The sequence below is a fragment of the Hoeflea ulvae genome (assembly GCF_026619435.1).
GTDB classification, from domain to species: Bacteria; Pseudomonadota; Alphaproteobacteria; order Rhizobiales; family Rhizobiaceae; genus Hoeflea; species Hoeflea ulvae.
In genome coordinates this window covers 515,413-530,845 of record NZ_JAOVZQ010000001.1, presented here as the reverse complement: position 1 = coordinate 530,845, position 15,433 = coordinate 515,413, and the positions used below count along the sequence as shown (strand labels likewise).

Annotated in this window: 15 protein-coding genes and 1 pseudogene; 4 read left to right on the top strand and 12 right to left on the bottom strand. The window is 62.7% G+C overall.

Annotation, left to right across the window (positions count from 1 at the left end; genetic code table 11):
- Together OEG82_RS02630 and OEG82_RS02625 are read right to left on the bottom strand one after the other, a co-directional pair.
- Entirely contained in the window at positions 1–1,134 is a 1,134-nt protein-coding gene (locus tag OEG82_RS02630; RefSeq protein WP_267610919.1) for an ABC transporter permease, read from the bottom strand.
- Positions 1,131–2,667, bottom strand: a pseudogene (locus tag OEG82_RS02625) (ABC transporter ATP-binding protein). The gene OEG82_RS02630 and the pseudogene OEG82_RS02625 overlap by 4 nt, the downstream one beginning before the upstream one ends.
- Positions 2,668–2,867: 200 nt before the next feature.
- Between OEG82_RS02625 and OEG82_RS02620 the strand changes: the two are divergent.
- Together OEG82_RS02620 and OEG82_RS02615 are read left to right on the top strand one after the other, a co-directional pair.
- Positions 2,868–3,302, top strand: a complete 435-nt coding sequence (locus OEG82_RS02620) for an acyl-CoA thioesterase (protein ID WP_267610918.1) — start codon at positions 2,868–2,870, stop codon at positions 3,300–3,302.
- Entirely contained in the window at positions 3,299–3,511 is a 213-nt protein-coding gene (locus OEG82_RS02615; protein WP_267610917.1) for a SlyX family protein, read from the top strand. Before OEG82_RS02620 ends, OEG82_RS02615 begins: the two co-directional genes overlap by 4 nt.
- A 7-nt stretch (positions 3,512–3,518) precedes the next feature.
- Here OEG82_RS02615 and OEG82_RS02610 read toward each other — a convergent pair whose 3' ends face one another.
- The 10 genes from OEG82_RS02610 to OEG82_RS02565 all read right to left on the bottom strand — a co-directional run bounded on the left by OEG82_RS02610 (position 3,519) and on the right by OEG82_RS02565 (position 13,594).
- Positions 3,519–4,349: a TolB family protein gene (locus OEG82_RS02610; RefSeq protein ID WP_267610916.1), complete on the bottom strand. Its 831-nt coding sequence runs from the start codon at positions 4,347–4,349 to the stop codon at positions 3,519–3,521.
- Complete coding sequence (locus OEG82_RS02605; protein ID WP_267610915.1) at positions 4,349–5,965, bottom strand: glycoside hydrolase family 43 protein; 1,617 nt, start codon at positions 5,963–5,965, stop codon at positions 4,349–4,351. The genes OEG82_RS02610 and OEG82_RS02605 overlap by 1 nt, the downstream gene beginning before the upstream one ends.
- Positions 5,962–6,381 (bottom strand): GFA family protein, encoded by a 420-nt coding sequence (locus OEG82_RS02600; RefSeq protein ID WP_267610914.1) that lies wholly within the window; start codon positions 6,379–6,381, stop codon positions 5,962–5,964. Before OEG82_RS02600 ends, OEG82_RS02605 begins: the two co-directional genes overlap by 4 nt.
- The gene (gene mgrA, locus OEG82_RS02595; RefSeq protein WP_267610913.1) at positions 6,378–7,421 is read right to left on the bottom strand and encodes an L-glyceraldehyde 3-phosphate reductase; all 1,044 of its coding nucleotides are present in this window, start codon (positions 7,419–7,421) and stop codon (positions 6,378–6,380) included. Before mgrA ends, OEG82_RS02600 begins: the two co-directional genes overlap by 4 nt.
- Positions 7,422–7,426: 5 nt before the next feature.
- The gene (locus OEG82_RS02590) at positions 7,427–8,569 is read right to left on the bottom strand and encodes a Gfo/Idh/MocA family protein (protein ID WP_267610912.1); all 1,143 of its coding nucleotides are present in this window, start codon (positions 8,567–8,569) and stop codon (positions 7,427–7,429) included.
- Positions 8,570–8,574: 5 nt separating this feature from the next.
- Positions 8,575–9,327: a sugar phosphate isomerase/epimerase family protein gene (locus OEG82_RS02585; protein ID WP_267610911.1), complete on the bottom strand. Its 753-nt coding sequence runs from the start codon at positions 9,325–9,327 to the stop codon at positions 8,575–8,577.
- Positions 9,328–9,350: 23 nt separating this feature from the next.
- Positions 9,351–10,433 (bottom strand): ABC transporter ATP-binding protein, encoded by a 1,083-nt coding sequence (locus OEG82_RS02580; RefSeq protein WP_267610910.1) that lies wholly within the window; start codon positions 10,431–10,433, stop codon positions 9,351–9,353.
- A gap of 4 nt (positions 10,434–10,437) precedes the next feature.
- Positions 10,438–11,265: a carbohydrate ABC transporter permease gene (locus OEG82_RS02575; RefSeq protein WP_425497622.1), complete on the bottom strand. Its 828-nt coding sequence runs from the start codon at positions 11,263–11,265 to the stop codon at positions 10,438–10,440.
- 106 nt (positions 11,266–11,371) lie between these two features.
- Positions 11,372–12,268: a carbohydrate ABC transporter permease gene (locus OEG82_RS02570; RefSeq protein WP_425497519.1), complete on the bottom strand. Its 897-nt coding sequence runs from the start codon at positions 12,266–12,268 to the stop codon at positions 11,372–11,374.
- A gap of 93 nt (positions 12,269–12,361) precedes the next feature.
- Positions 12,362–13,594 carry an ABC transporter substrate-binding protein gene (locus tag OEG82_RS02565; protein ID WP_267610909.1) on the bottom strand — a complete coding sequence of 411 codons (1,233 nt, stop codon included), beginning with the start codon at positions 13,592–13,594 and terminating at the stop codon, positions 12,362–12,364.
- A 224-nt stretch (positions 13,595–13,818) separates the two neighbouring features.
- On the opposite strand from OEG82_RS02565, the gene OEG82_RS02560 reads away from it, so the two are divergent.
- Both OEG82_RS02560 and OEG82_RS02555 read left to right on the top strand, forming a co-directional pair.
- On the top strand, positions 13,819–14,844 hold the full coding sequence (locus OEG82_RS02560) for a LacI family DNA-binding transcriptional regulator (protein ID WP_267610908.1): 1,026 nt from the start codon (positions 13,819–13,821) through the stop codon (positions 14,842–14,844).
- A 61-nt stretch (positions 14,845–14,905) separates the two neighbouring features.
- Positions 14,906–15,232: an ArsR/SmtB family transcription factor gene (locus tag OEG82_RS02555; RefSeq protein ID WP_267610907.1), complete on the top strand. Its 327-nt coding sequence runs from the start codon at positions 14,906–14,908 to the stop codon at positions 15,230–15,232.
- Positions 15,233–15,433: the final 201 nt, after the last annotated feature.

The window sequence follows — 15,433 nt, the reverse complement described above, 5'->3', positions numbered from 1 at the left end:
CTACTCAGCCGCCGGCTGGGGCTTGTCGGCACGGACCGACCCCAGAGTTGCAAAAAACGTGGTGATGGCCGGCCGGAACATGTTTTCCATCGCACCGGCAAACAGGATTACAAGGCCCTGGATGATGGTGATCATGTCGCGGGAAATCTCCGGCATCTCGAAGGAGATCTCGGCGCCGCCCTGGTAGAGCATGCCGAACAGGATGGCTGCGGGGATGATGCCGGCGGGATGCGACCGGCCCATCAGCGCCACGGCAATGCCGACAAAGCCGGCGCCGCCGACAAAATCGAGCTGCATGGAATGCTGGTCGCCCATGATCGGGTTGAGCGCCATCATGCCGGCCAGCGCGCCCGACATCATCATGGTGATGATGATGATGCGGTGTTCGCGGATACCGGCATAGACGGCGGCCGAGGGGCTGTGGCCCATGGTGCGGATTTCATAGCCAAGCTTGGTGCGCCAGATCACCAGCCAGACGACAAAGGCGGCAACCAGCGCCAGCAGGAATGACAGGTTGAAGGGCGCGCCGCCGATATCGAGACCGAAGGGCGAGAGCAGCCAGTCCATCCGCGGCAATTGGCCGTTTTCGGCAAATTTGCGGGTTTGCGGCGCCATCGAACCGGCCGGCTTGAGCACATCAACCAGCACATAGACCATCAGGCTCGAGGCGATGAAATTGAACATGATGGTGGTGATCACCACATGGCTGCCGCGCTTGGCCTGCAGCCAGCCCGGGATCAGCGCCCAGGCCCCGCCGGCCAGCGCCGAGCCGAGGATGGCGACCGGAAAGATCACATACCAGGGGGCGAACTGGTCAAGCCAGAGGCAGGGCAGCACCACGCCGAGACCCGCGACATAGGCCTGGCCCTCGCCGCCGATATTGAACAGGCCGCAATGAAAGGCGACCGCGACCGCAAGGCCGGTGAAGATGAAATTGGTGGCATAGTAAAGCGTGAAACCGATGCCTTCGCCATAGCCGAAGGCGCCCTCGATCAGCAGGCTTGCGGCGCGCAGCGGGCTCTGGCCGACAGCCAGCACCACGAGCCCCGCGACCAGAAAGGCCACGACGAGATTGATCAGCGGAATCAGTCCGTAGTCCACCCATGCGGGCAATTTTGCATAGGGCGCACTCATTCCGCTGCCTCCTTGGCATCTTCCACACCGGCCATCAGCAGGCCGAGTTCACCTTCGCCGGTATCAGGCGAGCGCTCGCCGACGATGCGGCCGTCAAACATCACCAGCACCCTGTCCGATAGCGAGCGGATTTCGTCAAGTTCGACCGAGACCAGCAGCACCGCCTTGCCGGCGTCGCGCATCTCGATGATCCGCTTGTGGATGAACTCGATGGCGCCGACATCGACGCCGCGGGTCGGCTGGCCGATGATCAGCACGGCGGGATCGCGCTCCATCTCGCGCGCCAGCACGATTTTCTGCTGGTTGCCGCCGGAGAAATTGGCTGTCTTCAGCCGCGGGTTGGGCGGACGGATGTCGTATTTCTCGATCTTGTCGACCGCGTCCTTGCGGATCGCATCCATGTTGAGAAACACGCCGTTGAGATATTTCGGATCGTCGTGATAGCCGAGAATGGAGTTCTCGCTCTCGTCGAATTTCAGCACCAGGCCCATGTGCTGCCGGTCTTCGGGAACATGGGCCATGCCGCGATGGCGCAGCTCCGCCGCATCGGCCTTGCCGGTGACGTGGATCGGCTCGCCCTGCAGCAGCACCTTGCCCTTGACCGCGCGGCGAATGCCGGAAATGGCCTGCAGCAATTCGGACTGGCCGTTGCCGGCAACGCCGGCGATGCCGACGATCTCGCCGGCGCGGACCTCGGAAGGAGACATTCTTGACCATGTCGACGCCGCGGCTGTCGCGCACGCTGAGATTTTCCACCGACAGCAGCACCTCGCCGGGCGTGGCAGGGCCCTTGTCGACCTGCAGCAACACGTGGCGGCCGACCATGAGTTCAGCCAGTTCCTCCACCGAGGTCTCTGACGTAGTCCGGGTCGCCACCATCTCGCCGCGCCGCATCACCGACACCTCGTCGGTAACCGCCATGATTTCGCGCAGCTTGTGGGTGATCAGCAGGATGGTCTTGCCCTGCGACTTGAGCTGCTCGAGAATGCGGAACAGGTGATCGGCCTCCGCCGGGGTCAAGACGCCGGTGGGCTCGTCGAGAATCAGGATCTCGGCGCCGCGATAAAGCGCCTTCAGGATTTCCACGCGCTGCTGGATGCCGACCGGCAGCTCCTCGATAATCGCATCGGGATCGACCTCGAGCTCGTATTCATGTTCGAGGCGCTTGAGTTCCGCCCGCGCCTTGCCGATGCCTGCTGTCAGGATCTGGCTTTCTTCCGCACCGAGCATGACATTTTCCAGTACGGTGAAATTCTCGACCAGCATGAAATGCTGGTGAACCATGCCGATGCCCGCGGCAATGGCCGCGTTGGGATCGCGGATCACGGTCTTCTTGCCCTTGATGAAAATATCGCCGCTGCCGGCCTGGTAGAAGCCGTAGAGGATCGACATCAGGGTGGATTTGCCGGCGCCGTTTTCGCCGATGATTCCGTGAATGGTGCCCTTGCGAACACTCAGATTGATGTTCTTGTTGGCGTGAACGAGGCCGAACTTCTTGTCGATCCCCTTGAGTTCAATGGCAATGTCGTTCATGGCCCCTCGTCTTTTTTCAGGTTCGTCATCACCGCCCTGTCACGGTCGCGACCTTTGGCTTAGTCTCGACAGTTCTGTATGCAAAGTCCAGAATCAATTGGGGGAGCGGCTGTGCAGTCTTTTGTTTTCATCGCCCCGGTCCGGGACAATTGCAACCCGGGTGCTTGCGATCCGGCGCGCGGCATGGTGAAAGCGCGACGATGACACGCACTCCACCTCCCACGCGCGCCGGTTTTGCCGAGTTTGCCGAGCTCCAGACCCGCTGGGCCGACAACGACATGTATGGCCACATGAACAATGTGGTGCATTACCAGCTGTTCGATACCGCCATCAATCAATGGCTGATCGAAAAAGGCCTGCTTGACCCGCTCAAGGGCGCAATTGTCGGGCTGGTGGTTGAGACCGGTTGCCGCTATCACGCCGAGGCGATGTTTCCCGACCGGATCGCTGCCGGACTTGCGGTGGCGCGGCTTGGCGGCTCGTCGGTGACCTACAAAATCGCGCTGTTTCGCAATGACGAGGACACAGCATTTGCCGATGGCCGTTTTGTCCATGTCTACGTGGATCGCGCCACACGACGCCCTGTCCCGCTGCCCGACACCTGGCGCCGGACGCTAGAGGAGATTGCCCAATGACCGATCCGGTGGAACTGCGCCTGGTCAAGCTTGAAGAACTGGTGGCCCATCAATCCACCGCGATCGAGGATCTGTCGCGGCAACTGGCCGACCAGTGGAAGCTGACCCAGAGGCTGCGCGACGAATATGACCAGCTGACCAACCGGTTCGAAGAGGTCGAGGAAGCAGCACTCGGCTCGCAGCAGCCGCAAAAGCCGCCGCACTGGTAAGCCGGCTTCAGGCGTCTGCCGGCCGGTAGCGGACAAAGGCGAAGCGCGCGCCGTCGGGCGACCAGCACGGCACATTGATGCTGCCCTGACCGCCAAACAGCGCCAGCAATGGGCGCACCGTGCCGCTGGCCGGATCAAACAGCCGCAATTCGACATCGCGGTCGCGCGGATGGCCATCTGTCCCGGGCTGATAGCTTAGATAGAGCACCGAGTTGCCATCTGGTGCGGGATGCGGGAACCAGTTGACGCGGTCGTCATCGGTCATCTGTTCCGCCGCGCCGCCGCAGGCGGGTATCCGCCACAGATCCATGCTGCCGCCGCGGTCGGAATTGAACCAGATCCAGGTGCCGTCGGGCGAGTAATCCGGGCCGTCATAATGGCCGCCGCCGGCGATCAGCAGGGTCTCGTCGCCTCCCTCGACCTCTATGGTGTAGATGCCGAACTTGCCGTCGCGACGGCCGACATAGGCAAGCGTCGTGCCGTCGGGCGACCAGCCATGCCACCAGGAAGGGACCTGACCGGTAATGCGGCGGGGCGCGCCGCCGGCGATGGGCAGCACCCAGATGCAGGACTGGCCGGTATCAGTCGAATCGCTGATCACCAGTTGGCTGCCGTCGGGCGAGATGCCGTGATCATTGTTGCAATTGACCGCATGGCCGGTGTCGATCGGCAGAAGCTCCGGCGCCTCAAGCGGAACCCGGAACATGCGGCCATCGCCATTGACGACCAGCGACGCGCCATCCGGGGTCCAGTTCGGCGCCTCGATCAATTGGCCGGTTGCCAGCACCTGTTCCACCGCGCCGCTGGCGAGCTGATAGATGCACAACTCGCTGCGCATCACGCGTCCTCGGGGATATAGGTGAATTGTGTGAAATCGGCGGAAATCGCATCGCCGGAAGTGTCGAAGGCCGCCATTCCGGCGAAGGCGCCGGTGAACGAGGCATGCTCGCCGCGTCCGCCCTCGTCAGAAATCACGCTGGCGTCGAGCACGGGGCCGACCTGCGTCCAGTCAGAGCCGGGGATCCTGTAGAAGAACTGCAAATCGGCGCCGTCGATCTCCATGGCAAGTTCGACCGCGCCATCGACCGGCAGCAGCACCGGCGGATCGAGCGGGAACTGCAGGCGGCCATCCGGCCAGTCTCCGGGGCAGCTCAGGATGGTGAGAACGCGGCCCAGATCCTCATGCCAGGTGACGGCCAGGAAATGGAACTTGTGGCGGTTGTAATAATGCACCAGTCCGGCCGCCTGCTGGAAATTTTGCGGCGCGAAGGAGAGCGTTGTCTCGGCGCGGAAATGCAGATGCTCCTGCCTGCGGGCCACCAGCGACTGCTCGAACCAGCTGCCGATGGATTCGCGCGCAATCAGCCGCAGCGCCGAGCCGGTGAGCGAAAAGATCCGCTCCGGCAAAGGTGTGCGCAGCCACTGGAATTCCGGCGGCAATTCCGTGCCATCAAACGTCCGTCGCACCGGCTCTGAGGACCGCTTGCGGCTGGCCGGGTCGGGCGCATCCACCTTTAAAGCCGGCACAAGACCGCCCTGGGCCTGACGCAGCCAGCCATCCTCGCCCCAGACGCATTTCTGCAGCCCGGTCTCGCGGCCGAGCGGCGAGCGGCGGGTTCCGGGCAATGGCCGCGAACACAGATGGGTGTGATAGACCGCGCCGCCGGGTGTCTCGACCATCTGGCCATGGCCGGCGCGCTGCAGCGGCGCGTCGGGCGTGTCCTTCGAGGTCATCAGGAAAATGTCGGGGTGCAGCTCATACGGGCCGGTCAAGGTGCGCGAGCGCGCCATGGTGACGGCGTGATCATAGCCGGTGCCGCCTTCGGCCACGGTGAGATAATACCAGGCTTTCCGCTTGAACAGATGCGCGCCTTCGACCAGCCCGTGCGGGCTGCCCTGGAAGATGTTCTCCGGCTCACCAATGAGTTTGCCCGCTTGCGCATCATATTCCTGCACCAGGATGCCGGCGAATGCCGGGTGCTTGGGACTGCCGCCGATCGAGTTGGAGCGGTGGTTCCAGACCATGTTGACGAACCATTTGCGGCCGTCATCATCATGAAACAGCGAGGGATCGAAGCCCGAGGAATTGACATAGACCGGATCCGACCACGGACCGGCGATGTCGGGCGCGGTGACGATGTAGTTGTGGCTGTCCTTGAAATTGCCGTCGAGCCGCTTGACGTCGGTATAGACCAGCCAGAACAGGCCGTCGGCATGCGACAGGCAGGGCGCCCAGATGCCGCAGGAATCCGGGTTGCCGCGCATGTCGAGCTGGCTGGCGCGATCAAGCGGGCGGCCGACAAGCCGCCAATTGACCAGATCCGTCGAGTGATGGATCTGCACGCCGGGATACCATTCGAAGGTCGAGGTGGCGATGTAATAATCCGGTCCTGCCCGACAGATCGACGGGTCCGGATTGAAGCCGGGCAGAATCGGATTGATGATCGCGCTCATGGCGCCGCCTCCTGATAGGCGGGCAGCCCGGCAGGCACTAAGTCCCAGGCCTGCCGGGCGCGCGTGAACTGGGCTTTCTCCGGCACGAACATCTCGTTCGTGTCGAGGCTCCCGGCATAGATGGTGACAAGGTCCGGAGCAGCCTCAGGGGTGCCGAACAGCAGGCTGTGACACTTGCCGCAGTGGTTCCTGACCGCCATCAGGCCGCTGCCGCCGGGGGTCGCGGAGGCGATGGCGGGGCCTGTCACCGAAAAGCCCGATCTGGGCACGCCCATGATCGGGACATGGCCCGTCCCGGAGGCCTTCTGGCAATCCATGCAGTAACACAGCAGGCAGAAGAGCACGGGCCCCTCGGCCCGGTAGCGGGTCTGTCCGCACAGGCAGCCGCCGGATATGCCCACGCCAGCCGCCGTCATTTTCTCGACGGTCCCTTGCGCTCTGAAGACGCCGCCCAAAGATTGATGTCGGCGTCGCGCGCGTAGCCGTCAATCTCCTTGAGTTCCGCCTCGGTGAACGCACCATTGTCGAGCGCGCCGACGCAATCGATGATCTGCTGCGGCTTGCTGGCGCCGATCAAGGCAGATGTGACCCGTCCGCCGCGCAGCACCCAGGCCAGCGCCATTTGCGCCAGGGTCTGGCCGCGGCGCCCGGCGATGGCGTTGAGCGCCCGGATATTGTCGAGATTGCGCTCGTTGAGGAAGCCCGCATTGAGCGACTTTTCCTGTGCTGCGCGGCTGTCTTCGGGAATGCCGCCCAAATATTTGCCGGTCAGCATGCCCTGGGCCAGCGGCGAGAAGACGATTGATCCGATGCCTTCCTCGTCGAGCGTGTCGAGCAGGCCGTCATCCTCGACCCAGCGATTGATCATCGAATAGCTCGGCTGATGGATCAGGCAGGGCGTGCCGAGCTGCTTGAGGATGGCGGCGGCTTCCTTGGTGCGCTTGGAATTGTAGCTCGAGATCCCGGCATAGAGCGCCCGGCCCGAACGGACGATGTGATCGAGCGCCATCATGGTTTCTTCCAGCGGCGTGTCGGGATCATAGCGGTGCGAATAGAAGATATCGACATAGTCGAGACCCATGCGCTTGAGGCTCTGGTCGCAGCTCGAGACCAGATATTTGCGGCTGCCCCATTCGCCATAGGGTCCGGGCCACATGCCGTAGCCGGCCTTGGACGAAATCACCATCTCGTCGCGCAGGCCATGGAAATCGGTCTTGAGGATTTCGCCGAAGGCGGTTTCGGCTGAGCCGGGAGGCGGGCCGTAATTGTTGGCCAGATCGAAATGGGTGATGCCGAGATCGAAGGCGGTGCGGCAGAGTTCACGCTTGAGCTCATGCGGCGTGTCGCCACCGAAATTGTGCCAGAGGCCAAGCGAGATCGCAGGCAGCTTCAGGCCGGACCGGCCAACACGCCGGTAGCTCATTGTGTCATAGCGGTTGGATGCAGGTGTCCACATGGGTGCTAGTCTTTCGTGTTCAGGAGTGAAGCTGCTTCCTCGAGTCCCAGCGGAGCAGGTTGGTCACAGCTGGTGGTCAGCTCGATGAATTTGCCGGTTTCCCCAGAATGAAGGATCGCGGTCATTACGTCCACCACATGCAGTGCAAATTCCAGTGAACAGCGGTGCGGCCGGTCCTCGAGAATGGCAAGCGCCATGTCGGCCAGACCGGCAGTGCGGTAATTGGCCATCATGCCCTGCTTGTGGTCCTGGTTGGGCACGCTGAAAGGATGATCCCAGTCCGGAAGCGCGCTCTCGCTGCCGGCGGATTCGATCAGTTCGACCGTTCCGCCGAAGAAATTCGGATCCGGAACGATCAGGCTGGCTTCGGTGCCGTAGAGCTCCATCGGGCGATGGCCGTGGGTCTTGACGTCCCAGCTGGCGCCAAGCGTGACCAGCGCTCCATTGGCGAATTCGAGAATGGCGTGCACCGTGGTCGGGGTTTCGACCGTGATCATCTCGCCGAAACGCGGCTCGGAGGTGATCCTGCGCTCCGGGCTGGGAACCGAGGTCATGGCGGCCACGCGCACGACCGGGCCGATCAGCTGCACCAGATTGGAAATGTAATAGGGGCCGAGATCAAGGATCGGGCCACCGCCGGGCTTGAAGAAGAAATCCGGATTGGGGTGCCAGTGCTCCATGCCGGGGCTGAGCACATGGCAGGTACCGCCGGTGATGCGGCCGGCCGCCCCGGTGTCGACCAGATGCCGCGCCAGCTGATGGGCGCCGCCGAGAAAGGTGTCGGGCGCGGAGCCGACCCTGACACCCTGCCGGGCGGCGCGCTCGGCAAGATCGCGGCCCTCCTCCACCGAGAGCACGAAGGGCTTTTCGGAGTAAACATGCTTGCCGGCATCGAGCACCTGCGCCGAGACCGCATAATGCACGGCCGGCACGGTCAGATTGACGACCATGTCGATGTCGGACGCCGCCAGCAGGCCCTCGACGCTTTCGGCGCGAATGCCATATTCCTCGGCGCGGGTCTTTGCCGCATCGGAATTGATATCGGCGCAGGCGCGGATCTCGATGCCCTTGAACAGCGGCGCAAGGGTGAGATAGGCGGTGGAAATATTGCCGCAGCCGATGATGCCGATGCCAAGAATCTTTGCCATGACGATTATTCTCCCTTGCCTTCAAGCCAGTCGATCGAGCGCCTGGCGAAGCGGGCCGCATCCGAGGGCTTGTCGTGCTCCAGGACGTAGAGGCGGTCCACCCCGGAGGCACGCAGCTGCGAAAGCAGTGCGGTCCAGTCGACGGTGCCGTGGCCGACATCGGCCCAGCCGTCTTCATCCGCGCATTCGCCCTGCGGCGCGATGTCCTTGACGTGGACGGCGGTGATGCGGCTGCCATGACGGCTGATCCAGTCGGCGGGATCGCCATTGCCGCGGATGATCCAGGCGATATCGGCTTCCCATTCGATGCTCGGCGCCTCGTCGAGCAGCACCTGCATCGGCACCGTGCCGTCGGCGAGTGCTGCGAATTCGAAGGCGTGATTGTGCCAGCCGAAGCCGAGACCTTCGGCCCGGACCCTTTCGCCCACGGCCTCGAGCCGGGCAGCAAAAGCCTCCCAGCCGGCCCGGTCGGCAGGCCGCTGGTCCTCGGCCAGATGCGGGCAATAGATGGTCCTGATGCCCAGAGTTCGCGCGGTGGCGAAGACGCCGTCGAGATCGGTCTCGAGCGCATCGATGGAAAAATGGCCCGACGGCATCGACAGGCCGTTTTCATCCATCATGGCGCGGAAACCGGCCGGGTCCGCATAGACGCCGCCAAAGCCCTCGACCTGGCGGTAGCCGGCCCCGGCGAGCATGGCGAGCACATCCGCCCATGGCTGGAAATCGCGGGCGCTGTAGAGCTGGAAGGAATAGGTCATGGCCTTGTCTTTCTGTGCGGGAATTAGAGACGAAGTTCGGAAGCTGCATCAAACACGCTGGCGCGGGCCGGATCGAAACCGATGCGGACATGGTCGCCGACGCGCATGCTGGTCTGGCCGTCGACGCGAAAGCGGATTTCACAGCCGTCAAGCATCGACCAGACCAACGTATCGGCGCCCATCGGCTCGACAACATCGACCTCGACTTCCGCTGAATAGCGCTCGGCAGCGGCGGCTTCGCCGGCAACGATGTGCTCGGGGCGGATGCCGAAAATGCCGGACCCGGATCTGGCAGGCCCCGAGAACGGGTAGCTCGACAAGTCGATGGTCTGGCCGCCGAAGCGGAAGCCGGGACTGGCGCCGGCCTCGATCTTGCCGAAGATGAAATTCATTCCCGGTGAACCCATGAAACCGGCAACATAGAGATTGACCGGACGGTTGTAGATCTCGTGCGGATTGTCGAGCTGCTGGATGGTGCCGGCGCGCATCACCGCAATGCGGTCGGCGAGCGTCAGCGCCTCGATCTGGTCATGGGTGACATAGATCATCGTGTTCTTGAGTTTCTGGTGCAGCCGCTTGATCTCGACCCGCAATTCGGCGCGCAACTTGGCGTCGAGATTGGACAGGGGTTCGTCAAACAGGAACACCTCGACGTCGCGCACCAGGGCGCGGCCGATGGCGACGCGCTGGCGCTGGCCGCCCGACAGCTGCGCCGGCTTGCGCTTGAGCAGCGGCTCGATCTGCAGCACTTCGGCGGCGCGGGCGATGCGGCTGGCGATCTCGTCCCCGGGCAGGCGGGCATTCTTCAGCCCGAAGCCGAGATTGCCCTCCACCGTCATCTGCGGATAGAGCGCGTAGGACTGGAACACCATGCCGATGCCGCGGTTGCTGGGTTCTTCCCAGGTGACATTGCGGCCGGAAATGATGATCTGGCCGTCGGACACGTCGAGCAGGCCGGCAATGCAATTGAGCAAGGTGGACTTGCCGCAGCCCGAGGGCCCGAGCAGCACCAGGAACTCGCCCTCGTCGATGTCGATGCTCAGCGATTTGAGCACTTCCAGGGCGCCGAATTTCAGGGTCAGGTCGCGGACCGATACACTGGTCATGTTGTTATCCCTTCACCGCACCGGCCGCGATGCCGCGTACAAACAGTTTTCCGGAAACGAAATAGACGAAGAGCGGCACGATACCGGTGAGGATCGTTGCCGCCATGTTAACGTTGTATTCCTTCACGCCCTGGGTCGAATTGACGATGTTGTTGAGCTGCACCGTCATCGGATAGAGATCGGGCTTGGTGTAGATGACGCCGAACAGGAAATCGTTCCAGATGCCGGTGACCTGCAGGATCATCGCCACGACGAAGATCGGCAGGCTCATCGGCAGCATGATGCGGAAATAGATCGACCAGAACCCGGCGCCGTCAATGCGCGCGGCGCGGAACAGTTCCTCCGGAATCGAGGAAAAATAGTTCCGGAACAGCAGCGTCAGGATCGGCATGCCGAAGACGGTATGGACCAGAACCAGGCCGGTGAGGCTGCCATAAAGGCCCATTTCGCGCAGGATGATGACGATCGGGTATATCATCACCTGATAGGGAATGAAGGCGCCGACAATCAGGATGGCAAAGAAGGTTTCGGCGCCCTTGAAGCGCCAGTTGGCCATGGCATAGCCGTTCACCGAGGCGATGATGATCGACAGGATCACCGAGGGCACCAGAATGCGCACCGAGTTCCAGAAGCCGCGCGAAAGGCCGTCGCAATTGAGCCCGGTGCAGGCCTCCGACCAGGCCTTGACCCAGGGCTGGAAGGTGACTTCCATCGGCGGCGAGAAGATGTTGCCGATGCGGATTTCCGGCATGCCCTTGAGCGAGGTGACGACCATCACGTAAAGCGGCAGCAGGTAATAGAGCGCCACCACGATCAGCGTGCTGTAGAGCATGATGTTGCGGCGGGTGAAGCGCTTGCGCGGCTTGCGGCCCCGCGGCCCGTCAAGCGGGATCACGGACTGGCTGATCGGGGCGCCCGATGGCGTGGTAAATGCGGAATCAGACACGGCGTCCCTTGCCTCCGAATTCGAGATAGGCCCAGGGCACGACAACGATGACCACGGTGAGCAGCATCATGGTGGAGGCGGCAAAGCCCTGGCCGAGATTCTGCGACAGGAACATGGTGTCGTAGACATATTTGGCCGGCACTTCCGAGGCTATGCCCGGTCCGCCGCCGGTCTGGGCAACGATCAGGTCATAGACCTTGATGATGCCGGAGGTGACCAGCACGAGCGCGGTGATGAAGATGCCGCGCATCATCGGAATGACCACGAAGACATAGGTTTTCCAGGTCGGGATGCCGTCGATGCGGCAGGCCTTCCAGATGTCCTCGTCAATGCCGCGCAGGCCGGCGAGCATCAGGCACATGATCAGCCCGGTCTCGTGCCAGAGCCCGGCGATCAGCACGCCATAGATGACGATGTCGGAATTGTAGAGCGGGTCGAAGGCGAAGCTGGTCCAGCCCAGTGAGCGGACCACGTTCTGAACGCCGAAATCCGGGTTGAGAATCCATTGCCAGGCCAGACCGGTGACGATGAAGCTCAGCGCGAAGGGATAGAGGAAGATGGTGCGAAAGGTGTTTTCAAAGCGGATCTTCTGATCCAGCAGCGCCGCCAGCAGAAAGCCGCCGATCATCACGAAGATCAGCGACAGCACGCCGTAGATCGCCAGGTTCTCGATCGAGATCAGCCATTTGCTGCTCGACCACAGCCGCTCATACTGGTCGAAGCCGACAAATTTTTCGCGCGGCAGCAGTTTCGAATTGGTGAAGGAATAAAGGACGGTCCAGAGCGTGCCGCCGACGAACACCACCAGCACGGTCAGGATCATCGGGATCGCGGCGATCTTGGCGTTGGCGTTGCGGAACCAGTTCGAGGGGCGTTTGTTTCGCGCCATCGCGTCCACTCTCCTGCTCATCAGTTCAAATGATATCGAGATGCGCTGGTCCGGCCGAGACAGGACCAGCGCTCGAGAATGATCCGGTCAGGATCAATCGGCAGAAGCGACGAGGTCGACAAAGGTCTTTTGCGCGCCCTCGGCGGTGATCGAGGTGTCGTTGAAGAACTGCACGAACAGATCGTTGATCTGCTGCAGCGAATCCGGCGACATCAGCTGGTCGGGGGCCTGGATGATGTTGCCCTTGGCCAGGATGTCGAGACCCTTCTTCATGCAGTCATTGGCAGCGGCCAGATCGACATCGCCGCGCACCGGCAGCGAGCCCTTCTTGAGATTAAAGGCGACCTGGGTTTCAGGCGACAGCATTACCGAGGCGAGCACGCCCTGGGCTTCGGTCTGGGCTGCATCGTCGAGCTTGGGGAAGTAGAACGCGTCCCCGCCGGTCTGGATCACCTCATTGACGCCAAGGCCGGGCAGGCAGGTGTAGTCGGTGCCGGCGACCTGGCCTGCGACCTGGAATTCACCCTGGGCCCAGTCGCCCATGATCTGGCCGGCAGCCTTGCCGGTGATGACCAGATTGGTGGCCTGGTTCCAGTCCTGCACATTCGATCCGGCCGACATGGAGCGGGCCTTGTCGGCGGCCTGGAAAACCTTTGCCAGCTCAGGACCGGCCGCGAGCTCGGCATCCTTTTCGCCGAAGATCTTGGTATAGGCTTCGGGACCGGCGAGAGCGACGAGCAGAACCTGGAAGGCAAGTGTTGTCTGCCAGGGCTGCTGGCCGACGGCGAGCGGAATGATGCCTGCAGCTTCGAGCTGCGGGGCGGCGGCGGCATATTCGTCCCAGTTGCTGGGCACCGGCACGCCGGCCTTTTCAAAGGCGGCATTGGACAGCCAGAGCCACTGCTGCGAGTGGATGTTGACCGGCACGCAATAGATGCGGCCGTCAAGGGTGCAGCTGTCGAGCAGGCTCGAGGGGCGGATGACATCCTTCCAGCCTTCCTTCTCGGCAATGTCGGTGAGGTCGAGCATCAGGCCGGCCTCGACCAGTTCCTCGGCCTGGCGGCCGTGGTTGAACTGGGTGGCACCCATCGGATCGCCACCGGTGATGCGGCTGATCATGATCGGACGCGCGGTGCCGCCGGAACCGGCAATGGCGCCGTCGATCCATTTGTTGCCGGTGGCGTCGAACGCCTTGGCAAATTCGGCAACGGCTGCGGCTTCACCGCCGGATGTCCACCAGTGGGTGACCTCCAGATCCGTTGCGTTTGCAGCTGTGGAAAGCGCCAGCGCGGACGCGCCAGCCAGAAAAAGCTTGAATGTGTTCATTCGAATTCCCTCCCAGGATTGAGCCTCCTCCCGACCCCATCGCACTCCCGCAACAGCCCGGGCCTACCGGTGTCCTCACACCGTTTTCAATCGATTACATCGGGCATGGCAATGCTGCGCTGCAATCGATTACATAAAGGTTGACCGCGATGTGAATTGGAGTCAAGGGATATTTGCCGAGGGCGATCCCACGCCGCGGCGCACAACCGGGACTGCCGCCGATCATGGAACCAAAAGCGCCCAGAATTACCGACGTCGCCCGGCTTGCAGGGGTGTCGACCGCGACCGTCAGCCGGGCCCTGAGCAAGCCGGAAACCGTTGCGGAATCAACGCGCAACACCGTGATCGCTGCGGCTGAGAAAGCCGGCTACAGAGTTAATCTCTCGGCCCGAAACCTCAGGCGCCAGCGCACCGGCACGATCGTGGTTCTGGTGCCGAATCTCGGAAATCCGTTTTTCTCGGAAATCCTGGCCGGCATCGAGACGGCGCTATCGAAAGCCGACTTCAACATGTTTGTGGTCGACACCAAGCTGGTGCATGTCAAGCCGCATCTGGTCTCGGAATATCTGCACGCCACCCGCGCCGACGGCATCATCGCGCTGGATGGGTCGCTGCCCGGCGAAGTGCTGTCGGCGGCGACCTCCGGCAATGGCGCACCGCCGATCATTTTCGCCTGCGAATGGTCGCCAAGGGGCGAGTTTTCCTCGGTCCGCGCCAACAATGCGCGCGGCGGCGAACTGGCGATTTCGCACCTGGCCGGGCTCGGTCACCGCAGGATCGGGATGATTTCGGGGCCGAAGGACAATGTGCTGACGCTCAGCCGAAGCGCCGGCGTGCTGGCCCGGCTCGACTCGCTCGGCCTGGCCTTTGATCCGCGGCATCTGTTTCAGGGCGATTTCAGCCTCGATGCCGGCGCCCGCGCCGCCCTTGCCTGGCTCGAGCTGACCGATCCGCCCAGCGCGCTGTTTTGCGATTCCGACCAGATGGCCTTCGGCTTCATATCCGAGCTAGCCCGGCACGGCGTGCCGGTTCCCGACGAGGTCTCTGTGGTCGGGTTTGACGACATCGCCATTGCGAGCCGCTACATTCCGGCGCTGACCACCTTGCACCAGCCGCGCTACCGGCTCGGCTTCTCGGCTGCGGAAATGCTGCTGGGCCATATTCGCTCGACCTGCAGCCTGGCGATCGAGACCAAGATCCTCGAAGTCGAACTGATCATCCGCAACTCCACCAGCGCGCCCAAATCTTGAAAACGGCGTCCCGGCTCTTTATATAAGAGATTACGAATGTTCTCGGACGGGAATGCCGATCATGCTGGATGCACAAGACATGCTTGAGATGGAGCCGCGCATGAGCGAGGCGGCGAAGCTGATGGAAATGCTGTCGCAACCGGTGCGGCTGCGGATTCTGTGCATCCTGCTCGATGGCGAACAGAGCGTTCTCAAGCTCGCGGACATGGCCGGGCTCTCGCAGCCGGCGATGTCGCACCATCTGCGCAAATTGCGCGATGCCGACCTGGTTGCCACGCGGCGCGATGCCCAGACGATTTATTATTCGCTCAAGGGCAAGGAAGTCAGCGCCGTGCTCGAGGTGCTGCACGGGCTCTATTGCACCAAGGCCGGCTCGGCAGCCTGCTGAGAATCCGTCCGGTTTTCCGGCACTTGGCCCTGACCGGAGCGCACCCGCTCGCTGCATCTGGCCTTAGAGGAAGTGGCTCTGGCTTTATCTGCCGGTCTTGACTTTTGACCGGTCGCGGGCTCCGTTTGCGCTGCGGTTGCGGAGGCGGCCGCTGTCGGGTTGCCCTGCAGTTCACAGCTTGAGCATGCTGCAATCCAAATA

What these genes read in the sequence shown, in the direction of transcription:
- OEG82_RS02630 (WP_267610919.1), bottom strand. Translation starts at nt 1,134, where the DNA reads ATGAGTGCGCCCTATGCAAAATTGCCCGCATGGGTGGACTACGGACTG.
- OEG82_RS02620 (WP_267610918.1), top strand. Translation starts at nt 2,868, where the DNA reads ATGACACGCACTCCACCTCCCACGCGCGCCGGTTTTGCCGAGTTTGCC.
- OEG82_RS02615 (WP_267610917.1), top strand. Translation starts at nt 3,299, where the DNA reads ATGACCGATCCGGTGGAACTGCGCCTGGTCAAGCTTGAAGAACTGGTG.
- OEG82_RS02610 (WP_267610916.1), bottom strand. Translation starts at nt 4,349, where the DNA reads ATGCGCAGCGAGTTGTGCATCTATCAGCTCGCCAGCGGCGCGGTGGAA.
- OEG82_RS02605 (WP_267610915.1), bottom strand. Translation starts at nt 5,965, where the DNA reads ATGAGCGCGATCATCAATCCGATTCTGCCCGGCTTCAATCCGGACCCG.
- OEG82_RS02600 (WP_267610914.1), bottom strand. Translation starts at nt 6,381, where the DNA reads ATGACGGCGGCTGGCGTGGGCATATCCGGCGGCTGCCTGTGCGGACAG.
- mgrA (WP_267610913.1), bottom strand. Translation starts at nt 7,421, where the DNA reads ATGTGGACACCTGCATCCAACCGCTATGACACAATGAGCTACCGGCGT.
- OEG82_RS02590 (WP_267610912.1), bottom strand. Translation starts at nt 8,569, where the DNA reads ATGGCAAAGATTCTTGGCATCGGCATCATCGGCTGCGGCAATATTTCC.
- OEG82_RS02585 (WP_267610911.1), bottom strand. Translation starts at nt 9,327, where the DNA reads ATGACCTATTCCTTCCAGCTCTACAGCGCCCGCGATTTCCAGCCATGG.
- OEG82_RS02580 (WP_267610910.1), bottom strand. Translation starts at nt 10,433, where the DNA reads ATGACCAGTGTATCGGTCCGCGACCTGACCCTGAAATTCGGCGCCCTG.
- OEG82_RS02575 (WP_425497622.1), bottom strand. Translation starts at nt 11,265, where the DNA reads ATGCTCTACAGCACGCTGATCGTGGTGGCGCTCTATTACCTGCTGCCG.
- OEG82_RS02570 (WP_425497519.1), bottom strand. Translation starts at nt 12,268, where the DNA reads ATGGCGCGAAACAAACGCCCCTCGAACTGGTTCCGCAACGCCAACGCC.
- OEG82_RS02565 (WP_267610909.1), bottom strand. Translation starts at nt 13,594, where the DNA reads ATGAACACATTCAAGCTTTTTCTGGCTGGCGCGTCCGCGCTGGCGCTT.
- OEG82_RS02560 (WP_267610908.1), top strand. Translation starts at nt 13,819, where the DNA reads ATGGAACCAAAAGCGCCCAGAATTACCGACGTCGCCCGGCTTGCAGGG.
- OEG82_RS02555 (WP_267610907.1), top strand. Translation starts at nt 14,906, where the DNA reads ATGCTGGATGCACAAGACATGCTTGAGATGGAGCCGCGCATGAGCGAG.